General features: G+C 65.7%; 11 protein-coding genes. 7 read left to right on the plus strand and 4 right to left on the minus strand.

What is annotated here, in order from left to right; all coding sequences use genetic code 11:
* Window positions 1-28 precede the first annotated feature (28 nt).
* Window positions 29-400, plus strand: coding sequence for an iron-sulfur cluster insertion protein ErpA (gene erpA, locus WHX56_RS08200; protein ID WP_006388644.1), 372 nt, complete (start codon window positions 29-31; stop codon window positions 398-400).
* 76 nt (window positions 401-476) lie between these two features.
* Here the strand turns inward: erpA and WHX56_RS08205 are convergent, their stop codons facing one another.
* Entirely contained in the window at window positions 477-1610 is a 1134-nt protein-coding gene (locus WHX56_RS08205) for an anhydro-N-acetylmuramic acid kinase (RefSeq protein WP_338880959.1), read from the minus strand.
* Window positions 1611-1693: 83 nt separating this feature from the next.
* Window positions 1694-3103: a M23 family metallopeptidase gene (locus tag WHX56_RS08210; protein ID WP_338880960.1), complete on the minus strand. Its 1410-nt coding sequence runs from the start codon at window positions 3101-3103 to the stop codon at window positions 1694-1696.
* Window positions 3104-3362: 259 nt separating this feature from the next.
* Here WHX56_RS08210 and tyrS point away from each other — a divergent pair, with 259 nt between their 5' ends.
* From tyrS to nrdR, 4 genes are all read left to right on the plus strand, one after another.
* Window positions 3363-4592 (plus strand): tyrosine--tRNA ligase, encoded by a 1230-nt coding sequence (gene tyrS / locus WHX56_RS08215; RefSeq protein ID WP_129244166.1) that lies wholly within the window; start codon window positions 3363-3365, stop codon window positions 4590-4592.
* Window positions 4593-4741: 149 nt separating this feature from the next.
* Window positions 4742-5395, plus strand: coding sequence for a YbhB/YbcL family Raf kinase inhibitor-like protein (locus WHX56_RS08220; protein WP_129244163.1), 654 nt, complete (start codon window positions 4742-4744; stop codon window positions 5393-5395).
* Window positions 5396-5651: 256 nt separating this feature from the next.
* Window positions 5652-6902 (plus strand): serine hydroxymethyltransferase, encoded by a 1251-nt coding sequence (gene glyA, locus WHX56_RS08225; protein WP_062681166.1) that lies wholly within the window; start codon window positions 5652-5654, stop codon window positions 6900-6902.
* A gap of 186 nt (window positions 6903-7088) precedes the next feature.
* Window positions 7089-7571 (plus strand): transcriptional regulator NrdR, encoded by a 483-nt coding sequence (gene nrdR / locus WHX56_RS08230; protein WP_129244157.1) that lies wholly within the window; start codon window positions 7089-7091, stop codon window positions 7569-7571.
* Window positions 7572-7591: 20 nt separating this feature from the next.
* Here nrdR and WHX56_RS08235 read toward each other — a convergent pair whose 3' ends face one another.
* Together WHX56_RS08235 and WHX56_RS08240 are read right to left on the minus strand one after the other, a co-directional pair.
* Window positions 7592-8554 carry a GlxA family transcriptional regulator gene (locus tag WHX56_RS08235; RefSeq protein ID WP_129244154.1) on the minus strand — a complete coding sequence of 321 codons (963 nt, stop codon included), beginning with the start codon at window positions 8552-8554 and terminating at the stop codon, window positions 7592-7594.
* An 18-nt stretch (window positions 8555-8572) separates the two neighbouring features.
* A complete protein-coding gene (locus WHX56_RS08240) occupies window positions 8573-9136 on the minus strand; it encodes a cysteine hydrolase family protein (protein WP_129244151.1) in 564 nt (187 codons plus the stop codon).
* A 163-nt stretch (window positions 9137-9299) separates the two neighbouring features.
* Here WHX56_RS08240 and ribD point away from each other — a divergent pair, with 163 nt between their 5' ends.
* On the plus strand, window positions 9300-10451 hold the full coding sequence (ribD, locus tag WHX56_RS08245) for a bifunctional diaminohydroxyphosphoribosylaminopyrimidine deaminase/5-amino-6-(5-phosphoribosylamino)uracil reductase RibD (RefSeq protein WP_338880961.1): 1152 nt from the start codon (window positions 9300-9302) through the stop codon (window positions 10449-10451).
* A 752-nt stretch (window positions 10452-11203) separates the two neighbouring features.
* The gene (locus tag WHX56_RS08250; protein WP_422393656.1) at window positions 11204-13120 is read left to right on the plus strand and encodes a PrkA family serine protein kinase; all 1917 of its coding nucleotides are present in this window, start codon (window positions 11204-11206) and stop codon (window positions 13118-13120) included.
* Window positions 13121-13131: the final 11 nt, after the last annotated feature.

Raw genomic sequence — 13131 nt, forward strand, 5'->3', positions numbered from 1 at the left:
ATATGGCCGAACCGGCCAGGAGTGAACCATGAATGCAGTGACCGAAACCGTCGACCTGCAGGCCGCCCCGCCTGCCCCCCTGGTCTTTACCGACTCGGCCGCGGCCAAGGTGAAGGATCTGTTGGCCGAAGAAGGCAATCCTGAACTCAAGCTGCGCGTCTTCGTGCAGGGCGGCGGCTGTTCGGGCTTCCAGTACGGCTTTACTTTCGACGAAGTCGTGAACGAAGACGACACCGTGCTGGACAAGGCCGGCGTGCAACTGCTCGTCGATCCGATGAGCTTCCAGTACTTGGTCGGCGCGGAAATCGACTACAAGGAAGACCTGGAAGGCGCGCAGTTCGTCATCCGCAATCCCAACGCCAGCACCACCTGCGGCTGCGGCTCCTCGTTCTCGGTGTAAGCCGCCGGCCGGGCAGTCAGAAGGGCCCTTCGGCACGTGCCGAAGGGCTTTTTGCATTGGGCGCGGATAAAAGACCCTAGGCGGGATAGAGCGCGCCCAGGATGCGGGGCCCGCGCGCGCCGGTAACGGCCGGCAGCCCCGCCGGCCGGCGCGCCATGAACGCCTGCGCCAGCCAGGCGAAGGCCAGGGCCTCGACTTCCTGCGCCGGCACGCCCAGCGCGTCGGTGGCGCGCACGGGGCGCTGCAGGCAGTACGCCAGCTCGCGCATCAGGCCGGGATTGCGCGCGCCGCCGCCGCATACGAACACTTCCCGCGTGCCGGCCGCGGCCGCGTCGATGGCGTTGGCCACGGTCCGGGCGGTCAGGCGCTGCAGCGTGGCCTGCACGTCCTGCGGAGCCGGCGCGGGCCCGTCGTACGCGGCCAGCCGGGAATCCAGCCACTGCATGTTGAAGAGGTCGCGGCCGGTGGATTTGGGCGGCGGCAGGGCGAACCACGGCTCGCCGGCGATCAATTGTTCCAGCAGCGGCGCCAGCACCTGTCCGCTGGCGGCCCAGCGGCCGTCGGCGTCGAAGGGCGTTCCCAGGTGGCGCTGGCACCAGCCGTCCAGGAAGACGTTGGCGGGGCCGGTGTCGAAGCCCCGCGGGGGCTGGCCCGGCTCCAGCAGCGTCACATTCGCGATGCCGCCCAGGTTGAGCACCGCGCGGCCCTGGGGCGCGCCGAAGACGGCCGCGTGAAAGGGCGGCACCAGGGGGGCGCCCTGGCCGCCCGCGGCCACGTCCCGGCTGCGGAAGTCGGCCACCACGTCGATGTTCGACAATTCCGCCAGCAGGGCGGGCGCATTGAGCTGCAGGGTGTAGCCGCTGTCGGGACGGTGCCTGACCGTCTGGCCGTGCGCGCCGATGGCGGCCACGTCCCGCGCCGCGACGCCGGCGTCGCGCAGCAGCGCGGCCACGGCCTGCGCGTACAGGCGGGCCAGCGCATTGGCGGCCAGCGCGCCGCGGGCCAGTTCGTCCTCGCCGGACAGGTTCAGCGCCAGCAGTTCCTGGCGCAGGTTCGCGGGCATGGGGAGGCTGGCGCTGGCGAGCACCCGCGGCGGCTGGCCGCCGCCCAGGCGCGCCAGCACGCCGTCCACGCCGTCTACGCTGGTGCCCGACATCAAGCCGATGTAGAGCTTGGAATCCTGGCTTTGCACGGGCAGGGCGGAAGTCACGGGCGCCTCTCGAAAAAAGAAAAAGCGGCCGCGCAGTGAATCTTGCGGGGCCGCCTTCGGGGACGTTCTGCCGGGTGGGCCGCCTAGCGGCTGGCCACGTTCGTCAGCGCGTCGGGCAGGGTCTGCTGGAACTGGGTCAGTAGCTGGATCTGCTGCTTGTAGGGCGCAACGGCCTGGTTGAAGGCGCGCACTTCGGCGGGCTCCAGGCTGCGCGCGACCGGCAGGTCCACCGACAGCGGGTCGATCGGCTGGTTGTCCACGCGGAATTCATAGTGCAGGTGCGGGCCGGTCGCCCAGCCGGTGGAGCCCACGTAGCCCAGCAACTGGCCTTGCGAGATCTTCGCGCCCTTGGTGACGCCTTCGGCGATGCGGCTCTGGTGGGCGTACAGCGTCGAGTACTTGCCGTGGTGCTTCACGATGACCACGTTGCCGTAGCCATTCTGCCAGCCGGAGAATTCGACCGTGCCGTCGGCGGTGGAGTGGATCGGCGTGCCGGAAGGCGCGGCGTAGTCCACGCCCTTGTGCCCCGTCCAGGTCTTGTGGATGGGGTGCATGCGCATCCCGAACGTGGAGCTGATGCGGCTGAACTTCAGGGCGGTGCGCAGGAACGCGCCGCGCAGGCTGGTGCCGTCGAAGTCGTAGTACGAACCGCTCTTTTCGTCGGGGCTGAACCAGACGGCGTTGTAGGTCTTGCCGTCGTTGATGAATTCCAGCGCCAGCACGCGGCCCGCGCCGGCGTAGCGCCCGTCGTGCGAACGCACTTCGTAGACCACGCGGAACTGGTCGCCCTGGCGCAGGTCGCGCAGGAAGTCGATCTTGGCGCTGAGGATGTCGGCCATCTGCATGGTGACCGAATCCGGGATGCCGGCGGCGTCGGTGGCGCCGAACAGCGACGAGCGGATCGTGCCCACGGCGACGCGGGTCTGGCGTTCGGTGTTTTCGGCGACTTCCTCGGCCTTGTAGCTGTCGCCCGACGGCGCGACGTGCAGCATGCGCGTCACCACTTGGCCATCGGTCTCGTTGCCGGGGGTATGGATGTAGCGCAGCCAGATCAGCTTGCCTTCCTCGTCGGTCGCGGCCTGCACGGAGCGGCCCGGGTACAGCTTGTAGATGCTGCGGGCGCTGGCGTCGTGGGTCAGGAAGGTTTGCAGATTGGGCGCGTCGAGTTCCAGGCGCTGCAGCACGGCGGACAGGGTGTCGCCGGGCCGGATGCGGGTCTCGCTGATGTAGGGGGCGGCGCTGGGGGCGCTGACTTCGACTTGCTCGGCGCTCAGCGGCAGGACGCTGCGGATGATGCGCGAAGGGGGGAGTTCGCTGCGGTCGGGTTGCTGCACCATGCCGAGAGCGGCGGCGCCTGCGAACAGACCGAGTGCGGTGACGAGAAGAGTGCGGCGGAAAAGTCCCGAGCGCTGGGGCTTGGGTTCTGCGGGCGCAAACAGGGCAGCAACTTTGCGCTTGATGCTACTCGCCAGTTCGTGGAGGCCACGATTCATCGTGAAGAGACCCTCTCAGGTGGCAGGAGCTCGCAGGGTGCGCAATGCGAACAAGCCCTCGCGCGCCACGGTTTCCGGGGGCAAGGGCTGGCGCGAGGCGCATCTTGTGAACAACGGATGGTAGAGCGACCGCAACTGCGTATACCAGGCAATTGCGTATGATTAGGGCGGTATCCTAGCCGATTCGGCTAGAATTTTCGATAGTTTTCGTCACTTTTTACACCTTTTTGTCGGCTGAAGCCGCGTCGGTCCCCCTGCCATGTCATCCACAGAAGCCCCTATCACCCCTGAAGTCGAAGCCGATCTGCGTATAGCCAAGCGCGGTTGCGACGAACTCCTGGTCGAGTCCGAGTTCGCCCGCAAGCTGGCCAAGAGCCGCGCCACCGGCGTGCCGCTGCGCATCAAGCTGGGGCTGGACCCGACCGCGCCGGACATCCACCTGGGCCACACGGTGGTGCTGAACAAGATGCGCCAGTTGCAGGACATGGGCCACAACGTCATCTTCCTGATCGGCGATTTCACCTCCACCATCGGCGACCCCAGCGGCCGCAATAACACGCGTCCGCCGCTGACCCGCGAGCAGATCGAGGCCAACGCCAAGACCTATTACGCCCAGGCCAGCCTGGTGCTGGATCCCGCCCGCACCGAGATCCGCTACAACTCCGAGTGGTGCGACCCGCTGGGCGCGCGCGGCATGATCCAGTTGGCGTCGCGCTACACGGTGGCGCGCATGATGGAGCGCGAGGACTTCACCAAGCGCTTCAAGAGCGGCATCCCGATCTCGGTGCACGAATTCCTGTATCCGCTGATGCAGGGCTACGACTCGGTGGCGCTGAAGTCCGATCTGGAGCTGGGGGGCACCGATCAGAAGTTCAATCTGCTGGTCGGCCGCGAGCTGCAAAAAGAATATGGCCAGGAGCCGCAGTGCATCCTGACGATGCCCTTGCTGGTCGGGACGGACGGCGTAGAGAAGATGTCCAAGTCCAAGGGCAACTACATCGGCATTTCGGAGTCGCCCGATTCGATGTTCGGCAAGCTCATGTCGATTTCCGACACGCTGATGTGGCGCTACTTCGAGCTGCTGTCGTTCCGGTCGCTGGAAGACATCGCCGCGCTCAAGCAGGAAATCGACGGCGGCCGCAATCCGCGCGACGCCAAGGTCATGCTGGCCCAGGAAATCGTTACCCGCTTCCATTCCGCCAAGGCGGCGGAGGACGCGCTGGCCGCGTTCGAGGCCCGTTTCCGCGACGGCGCCATTCCCGAAGACATCCCCGAAGTGAACATCGGCGGCGCGCCCGTGGGCATCCTGAAGCTGCTGCGCGAAGCCGGCCTGGTCGCTTCCGGATCGGAAGCGCAACGCAACGTGGAACAGGGCGGCGTCCGCGTAAACGGGGACCGTGTGGAAGACAAATCGTTGCAATTGCCGGCGGGGACTTACGTCGTTCAGGTGGGCAAGCGCAAGTTCGCGCGTGTTAACTTGAACCCCTGATCGCGGAGTTCTTGCCTGGGACGGCCCGGCGGCAAAAAAGCCCCCTTTTGGGGCAGCAAGCGCGCGGCGTGCCGCGTGGGGGCTTTTTTGATACGCTGAGGGTACGGACAGGGGCAGTGGGGCCTTTGCGGCACATCTAGGAGCACGACATGGAACTTTCGAGTTTGTCATTTTCCGATCACGAGTCGATTCCCGAGCGCTACGCGTTCGGCAGGATCGATGCGCAATCGCACGTCGCGCTGGCAGACAACTTCAACCCGCAGTTTTCCTGGGACGACGTCCCGGCGGGCACGCAGTCGTTTGCCCTCATCTGCCACGATCCCGACGTGCCCTCCAGTCCCGACGACGTCAACCAGGAAGGCCGCGAAGTGCCGGCCGATCTGCCGCGCGTGGACTTTTTCCATTGGGTGCTGGTGGACCTGGCCGCCGACATGCGCGAGATCGAGGAAGGCGCCTTCTCCAACGGCATCACGCCGCGCGGCAAGGGCGGCCCCCTGGCGCCTATGGACGCCCGCCAGGGCATCAACTCCTATTCCTCGTGGTTCGCGAACGACCACGACATGAGCGGGGACTATTTCGGCTACGACGGCCCGTGCCCGCCCTGGAACGACTCGCTGGTGCACAGGTACGTGTTCACGCTGTACGCCCTGGACGTGCACAGCCTGAACCTGCAAGGTTCCTTCACCGGCGAAGACGCGTTGCGGGCCTTGCAGAAGCATGTGCTGGCCAAGGCGTCCCTGACGGGCACCTATACGCTCAACCCGAAGCTCGCGCCCAAGCAGATCGGCGCCACGTCCGCCTGACGCGGCCGCGCCGCCAATCGGGGGTCGCCATGCGGCCCCTTTTTCTTTGCATGAAAGTTCCTCAAGTCGGGTTGAGAGGGGTTTCCGGGCGCGGGACGATGGCGTGGTTTTCGCGCCCGTCGAGGCGATTTTGCCGGGATTGAAGGCATTTTGGCGGCAATCGATCGGGCCCGACGCGGTAAACTATCCGGCATTCTCCGGGTTTACCCACCCGGCGCCGTTTTCTCCTTTCTTACCGTCTCAGGAACCCCCCGTCATGTTTGACCGCAACCTCACCCTGTCCAAGGCTGACCCGGACGTTTGGGCCGCCATCCAGAAGGAAGACGTTCGCCAAGAGCAGCACATCGAGCTGATCGCTTCGGAGAACTATGCCAGCCCGGCCGTCATGGAAGCCCAGGGCACGCAGCTCACGAACAAGTACGCCGAAGGCTATCCGGGCAAGCGCTACTACGGTGGTTGCGAGTACGTGGACGTGGTCGAGCAACTGGCCATCGACCGCCTGAAGCAGATCTTCGGCGCCGAGGCCGCCAACGTGCAGCCCAACTCGGGCTCGCAGGCCAACCAGGGCGTGTACATGGCCGTCCTGAAGCCGGGCGACACCGTGCTGGGCATGAGCCTGGCCGAAGGCGGCCACCTGACGCACGGCGCGTCGGTCAACGCGTCGGGCAAGCTGTACAACTTCATCTCGTACGGCCTGGACGAAAACGAGGTCCTGAACTACGCGCAGGTCGAGCAACTGGCCCGCGAACACAAGCCCAAGCTGATCGTGGCGGGCGCCTCCGCCTACGCCCTGCACATCGATTTCGAGCGCATGGCCCGCATCGCCCGTGAAAACGGCGCGCTGTTCATGGTCGACATCGCCCACTACGCGGGCCTGGTCGCCGGCGGCGCCTATCCCAACCCGGTGCCCCACGCCGACTTCGTCACCTCGACGACGCACAAGTCGCTGCGCGGCCCGCGCGGCGGCGTCATCATGATGAAGGCCGAGCACGAAAAAATCGTCAACTCGGCCATCTTCCCCGGCATCCAGGGCGGTCCGCTGATGCACGTCATCGCCGGCAAGGCGGTTGCCTTCAAGGAAGCGCTGGAGCCCGAATTCAAGGACTACGCGCAGCAAGTGGTCAAGAACGCCAAGGTGCTGGCCGACACGCTGGTCAAGCGCGGCCTGCGCATCGTCTCGGGCCGCACCGAAAGCCACGTCATGCTGGTGGACCTGCGTTCCAAGGGCATCACGGGCAAGGAAGCGGAAGCCGTGCTGGGCCAGGCCCACATCACGGTCAACAAGAACGCCATCCCGAACGACCCGGAAAAGCCCTTCGTGACCAGCGGCATCCGCCTGGGCACGCCGGCCATGACCACCCGCGGCTTCAAGGAAGCGGAAGCCGAACTGACCGCCAACCTGATCGCCGACGTGCTGGACAACCCGCGCGACGAAGCGAACATCGCCGCCGTGCGCGCCCGCGTCAATGAACTGACCTCGCGCCTGCCGGTCTACGGCAAGAAGTAAGCCCACGACCCGCCCGCGGGCCCCGCGCCCGCGTTCGGGTCCCACGCAAAGGGACGGCCCCGCAAGGCGCCGTCCCTTTGCTTTTCGGGCCCCGGGGGGCCGGGATTAGCCCGTATTGGCGCTGGCAGCCCGGCGCATCGTTACAATATGCTTAACTATTGCCACCAGTGTCTTTAGGGATCACACATGCGGTGTCCATTTTGCGGCCATGCCGAAACGCAGGTCGTCGACAGCCGGGTCTCGGAAGAGGGCGACGCCATCCGCCGCCGCCGCCGCTGCCTGTCCTGTGACAAGCGATTCACCACCTACGAGCGGGTGGAGCTTGCCATGCCTTCCGTCGTGAAGCGCAACGGCAGCCGCAGCGACTACGATCCCGGCAAGCTGCGCGCGAGCCTGAGCCTGGCGCTGCGCAAGCGGCCCGTCAGCACCGAAGACGTGGACGCGGCGGTCGCCCGCATCGAAGAGCAACTGCTGGCCAGCGGGCTGCGGGAAGTGCCGACCGAGCACATCGGCGAACTCGTCATGAACGAACTGCGCAAGCTCGACAAGGTGGCGTACGTGCGTTTCGCGTCGGTCTACAAGAGCTTCGAGGACATCGGCGAATTCGTCGAGGCCATCCGCGAGATGCAGGGCCCGCTGCTGCCCGGGAAGCTGCGCAAGGAAAACTAGCCCGCGCCGCGTGGGCGCCGTCAGCGCGGGGCGGCCGCGCGCGCCACGCTGGGCGTGAGCGGCTGGAACTTGCGCCAGACGCGCCGCATGTGCTGCGCCGACCCGAAACCCGACTTCTCCGCCACGCGCTCCAGGTCCAGCCGGGTCTCGCGCAGCAAGTCGCGCGCCAGCGCGACGCGTATCTGATAGAGATAGTCCATCGGCGTGCATCCCGCGTGCTCGCGGAACAGCCGGGTCAGGTGGCGGGCGCTGGTATGCGCATGGTCCGCCAGCGATTGCGCCGACCAGGGCGCGGCCGGATCGCGGATGACCGCATCCTGCACCCGGTGCACGCCCGGATGCAGGTGGCTGCGGTGGTCCAGCCAGGGCGACAGCGTGGAATCCGTGCCGGCGCGCCGTTGGTAGACCACCATGTCGCGCGCCACCTCGCTGGCCACGCGCGGCCCGCAATGGCGCGACACCATGTGCAGCGCCAGGTCGATGCCCGCCGTGATCCCCGCGCTGCTGACCAGCTTGCCGTCCTCGACGAAGATGCGGTTGTCGTGCAGGCGCGCGCTGGGGTCGATGCTGGCCAACTGTTCCAGGCAGGTGTGGTGCGTCGTGCATTCGCGCTGCCGGGTCAGGCCGGCGGCCGCGGCGAACAGCGCGCCCGCGCAGACGGTCATCAGCGTGAAGCCGTCCGCCGGGTGCCGGACGGCCAGCCAGTCGATGATGGCCCGGGCGCCGGGGTCTTCCAGGCGAGTCGGCTTGCCCACGATGCCCGAGATGATGACCAGGGCTTCCGGCGGCACCGCCGCCGGCAGCGCCTTGACGTGCGCCAGGTGCAGCCCGGGAATGCCGCTTTCGACTTCTCGGGACGGGCCGCAGAAATGCTGTTCGAACGTCCCGGGACACAGCTTGTTGGCCACCCGGAAGGCCTCCGCCGGGCCGGCCACGTCCAGCAGGACGATGCCCTGCGACAGCACGAAATACACCGGAACCATGGGGGCTTCCGCGGCCGGCTAGGCCGTCAGCGCATCGGCGGCGCGCGCGATGCGGGCGAAGCGCCCCTGCAGGACCAGTTCGGTGCGGTCGCGGATCTCGGCCGGCGTGTAGTGCTTGCCGGACGGGCTTTGCATGGCGAACGTCAGGGTGGCGTCGGTGGGGAACACCACCTTGAAGCCGGCGTCGCTGGCATGGCGCGACGTGGTCTCGCAGCACTGTTCGGTGCGGATGCCGCAGACGATGACGCCTTCGATACCGTGTTCGCGCAGCCAATCCTGCAGGCTGGCGCCGCCGGCGTCCTTGGCGTAGAGCGACGAATGCACGGTCTTGTGGAACACGGCCGCGGGGGCGACGCGCAGTTCCTTCAGCGTCCGGACGTGGCCCGAGGCCAGCGAGAAGGGGTTGGCGGGGTCGCTGGAGGTGCTGGTGTGGAACACCTGGAGCACCGGAATGTCCTGGGCGGCGGCCGCATCGATCAGCGATTGGATCTGCTGCACGAAGGCCGGATACTCGGTTTCATCCCAAAACGGACGGTGCCGGAAAGATTCTTGTACGTCGATGACGATCAGCGCTTGTTTCATGGGACCGGGCTCCTGGCACGGGAATAAGAAGGGTGTAGTTCTATTTTTACTGCAATCCCGGGCGTTCGCGAGCATCGCGGAAGACGCCTATCGGCCCGAAACGGACATTTGGTGACAGTGCCGTGCCGGCGCGCCGGCGGCCGCGGCGACATACAATCCCAGCATGATGATCCCGAGCGACACCGACGACCTGTTCTGGATGCGACGCGCCCTGGCGCTGGCGCAGACCGTCATGTACTCCACCGCGCCCAACCCCCGGGTCGGCTGCGTCATCGTGCGCGACGGGCGCGTGCTGGGCGAAGGGGCGACCCAGCCGCCGGGCGGCCCGCATGCCGAAGTCTGCGCCCTGCGCGACGCCCAGGCGCGCGGCGAATCGGTGGCGGGCGCCACGCTTTACGTGACCCTGGAGCCGTGCAGCCATTTCGGCCGCACGCCGCCTTGCGTGGACGCCGTGCTGGCGGCGCGCCCGGCGCGGGTGGTGGTGGCGCTGGGCGATCCGAATCCGCTGGTCAACGGGCAGGGGCTGGCGCGGCTTCGCGACGCCGGCATCGCGGTGGCCACCGGCGTCTGCCGGGAAGAGGCGCTGGCCGTCAACGCCGGCTTCATTTCCCGCATGAGCCGCGGCCTGCCATGGGTGTGGATGAAGATGGCCGCGTCGCTGGATGGGCGCAGCGCGCTGCATAACGGCGTATCGCAATGGATCACGGGCGCCGACGCCCGCGCCGACGGGCACCGCTGGCGGGCGCGCAGTTGCGTGGTCCTGACCGGCATGGGCACCGTCCTGAAAGACGATCCGCAGCTCAACGCGAGGGGCGTGGACACGCCCCGCCAGCCGCGCAAGGCCGTCGTGGACGGCCGTTTCGAGATTCCCGAGCACGCCAGGCTGTTCGACGGCGCGGAAGTCATTCTTTTCACCGCCCGCGAGGATGCGGCCAAGGCCGAACGCCTGAAGGCCAGGAACGCCCGCGTCGTGGTGTTGCCAAGCGAGGCGCCGGGCCGGGTGGACCTGCCCGCGATGATGCGCTGGCTGGCCCAGGAACACGTCAATGAAGTGCACGTGGAGGCCGGCGCCGGCTTGAGCGGCGCGCTGGTTTCCGCCGGCTGCGTGGACGAACTGCTGCTGTATCTGGCGCCGGTGCTGCTGGGCGATGCGGCGGGCATGGTGCGCTTGCCGATGCTGGAACACCTGGAAGGCGCCCGGCGCTACGAATTCATCGACGCCGAGCGGGTGGGCGCGGACCTGCGCGTGCGCGCCAGAGTCGCCGATACGTGGCGCGAACTGATGCGGCGGGTCGAACTGCCTGCGCTGTCCTGACCTCGGTAAACCGTATTGGCGCAAGGGGTACTAGCACTCTGCGCTTGCGGCTGCCAAGCGCGCGAAACGCCGCGATTCAAGGCCTGGGAGCGATTGCGCCGGCGCGATGGCATCAAATTCGAGAGCACTTCGCGCGCATGCGCGGCCATGCGCGCCACGACTATTTTCAGCGGCGCGCCAAATGAATTGCCACAAAACCGTCAATTGGCTATAGCATAGACACATGACTTGGCGATACGCCCTGAAGGATTAACCCGCTCAGCGCCACGCGCCCTCGTCACCACGGATTCCCGTGCCGCGTTATCGGCGCTTTTTCACGACCGGACCGGCACGCTGCTGAACGAAGACGCCACGCGCCGTTCAGACCGTCCGCTGCCATCGCATAGCGGGCGCATCGGGTTTACACCCGCATCATAAGAATCCCGGGATATCGCTCTTCCCTTCAAATCATTGCTGAGCATTTCATGTGCGGCCGCATCAACCGCGCGCGCATACAGCGATATGCTGAGGGCGAACGAGCGAACTTATTCACGTAAGTTGCATTCCCTGACGGAACTTGTGTCTCGAGGGTGCAGCCTAAACGGAAAGGGCCCGATCGTGCTCATGGTTGATGTGTGGCGAAAGCAACATACCTTCCGGCCGATGATGCTTATCGCGAGATTGTCTAGTAATGCGCAAGCGCTGAGGCACAATGGGGACACGTAGGGACGTATTGGATTTTTCGCGTGTTGTAGGAGGTTTCCGTGCAAAACATCGTCGAAGGCTTCAAGTCGCAGTATGCAAGAGAGCAGGAATCAGAACTCTCCCTCGAGGAATATCTGAGCCTCGCCAAACGCGATCCCATGGCGTACGCCAGCCCGGCTGAGCGCATGCTGGCCGCGATCGGCGAACCTGAGATCGTGGATACGCGCAACGACCCACGTCTTTCCCGTTTGTTTTCCAACCGGACCATCCGGCGCTATCCGGCGTTCCAGGAGTTCTACGGCATGGAGGACGTGATCGGGCAGATCGTCGCGTTCTTCAAGCATGCCGCGCAAGGGCTGGAAGAGCGCAAGCAAATCCTTTATCTGCTGGGCCCCGTGGGCGGCGGCAAGTCGTCCATCGCGGAACGGCTCAAGGCCTTGATGGAGGCTTATCCCATCTACGCCCTGAAGGGTTCGCCGGTGAATGAATCGCCCCTGGGCCTGTTCCATCCGGAACGGTTCGGCGACACGCTCGAAAAGGAATACGGCATTCCGCGGCGCTACCTGACCGGCATCATGTCGCCGTGGGCCGTGAAGCGTCTGAAGGAATTCGACGGCGATATCTCGCAGTTCCGCGTCGTGCGCCTGAATCCGTCCGTGCTGCGCCAGACCGCCATCGCCAAGACCGAGCCGGGCGACGAAAACAACCAGGACATCTCCTCGCTGGTCGGCAAGGTGGACATCCGCAAACTCGACCGCCATTCGCAGGACGATCCGGACGCCTACAGCTATTCCGGCGGGCTGTGCCTGGCGAACCAGGGGCTGCTCGAATTCGTGGAAATGTTCAAGGCCCCGATCAAGATGCTGCACCCCTTGCTGACGGCCACCCAGGAAGGCAACTTCAAGGGCACCGAAGGCTTCTCCGCGATCCCGTTCAACGGCATGATCCTCGCCCACTCGAACGAGTCGGAATGGCAGACCTTCCGCAACAACAAGCACAACGAGGCGTTCCTCGACCGGATCTACATCGTCAAGGTGCCTTACTGCCTGCAGGTCTCGGAAGAGGTCCGCATCTACGAGAAGCTGCTGCACCACAGTTCGCTGTCGGCCGCGCCGTGCGCGCCGGGAACGCTGGACATGATGGCGCAATTCTCGGTCCTGACGCGCCTGAAGGAACCCGAGAATTCCAGCATCTATTCGAAGCTGCGAGTCTACGACGGCGAAAGCCTGAAGGACGTGGACCCGAAGGCCAAGGCCCTGCAGGAGTACAAGGATTACGCCGGCACCGACGAAGGCATGACGGGCGTGTCGACGCGTTTCGCGTACAAGATCCTGTCCAGCGTCTTCAACTACGACCAGACGGAAGTGGCGGCCAATCCGGTGCACCTGATGTACGTGCTCGAGCAGCGCATCGGCCGCGAGGACTACCCCGAGGAAATCCGCCGGCGCTATCTTGAATTCATCAAGGGCTACCTGGCGCCGCGCTATGCGGAATTCATCGGCAAGGAAATCCAGACCGCCTACCTGGAGTCCTACTCCGAATACGGCCAGAACATTTTCGACCGCTACGTGACGTTCGCCGACTGCTGGATCCAGGACGAGGAATTCCGCGACCCGGAAACCGGCGAAAGCTTCGACCGCAGCGCGCTCAATGATGAACTGGAAAAGATCGAAAAGCCCGCGGGCATCGCGAATCCCAAGGACTTCCGCAACGAGATCGTCAACTTCGTGCTGCGGGCGCGCGCCAACAACAATGGCCGCAACCCCACCTGGACCAGCTATGAAAAGCTGCGCGAAGTGATCGAGAAGAAGATGTTCTCGAACACGGAAGACCTGCTGCCGGTGATTTCGTTCAATGCCAAGGCCTCGGCCGAGGACAAGTCGAAACACCAGAGCTTCGTGGATCGCATGGTCGAAAAGGGCTACACGGAAAAGCAGGTCAGGCTGCTGTGCGAGTGGTACCTCCGTGTGAGGAAGTCTTCCTGAGCGAGGTGAAT

The organism is Achromobacter veterisilvae (assembly GCF_037619525.1).
In the GTDB taxonomy this organism is placed as follows: domain Bacteria; phylum Pseudomonadota; class Gammaproteobacteria; order Burkholderiales; family Burkholderiaceae_B; genus Achromobacter; species Achromobacter veterisilvae.

Excerpts from the sequence above, each read along its gene's own strand:
- WHX56_RS08235 (WP_129244154.1), bottom strand. The coding sequence starts at position 8,554 with ATGGTTCCGGTGTATTTCGTGCTGTCGCAGGGCATCGTCCTGCTGGAC.
- WHX56_RS08220 (WP_129244163.1), top strand. The coding sequence starts at position 4,742 with ATGGAACTTTCGAGTTTGTCATTTTCCGATCACGAGTCGATTCCCGAG.
- nrdR (WP_129244157.1), top strand. The coding sequence starts at position 7,089 with ATGCGGTGTCCATTTTGCGGCCATGCCGAAACGCAGGTCGTCGACAGC.
- erpA (WP_006388644.1), top strand. The coding sequence starts at position 29 with ATGAATGCAGTGACCGAAACCGTCGACCTGCAGGCCGCCCCGCCTGCC.
- WHX56_RS08210 (WP_338880960.1), bottom strand. The coding sequence starts at position 3,103 with ATGAATCGTGGCCTCCACGAACTGGCGAGTAGCATCAAGCGCAAAGTT.
- glyA (WP_062681166.1), top strand. The coding sequence starts at position 5,652 with ATGTTTGACCGCAACCTCACCCTGTCCAAGGCTGACCCGGACGTTTGG.
- ribD (WP_338880961.1), top strand. The coding sequence starts at position 9,300 with ATGATGATCCCGAGCGACACCGACGACCTGTTCTGGATGCGACGCGCC.
- WHX56_RS08240 (WP_129244151.1), bottom strand. The coding sequence starts at position 9,136 with ATGAAACAAGCGCTGATCGTCATCGACGTACAAGAATCTTTCCGGCAC.
- tyrS (WP_129244166.1), top strand. The coding sequence starts at position 3,363 with ATGTCATCCACAGAAGCCCCTATCACCCCTGAAGTCGAAGCCGATCTG.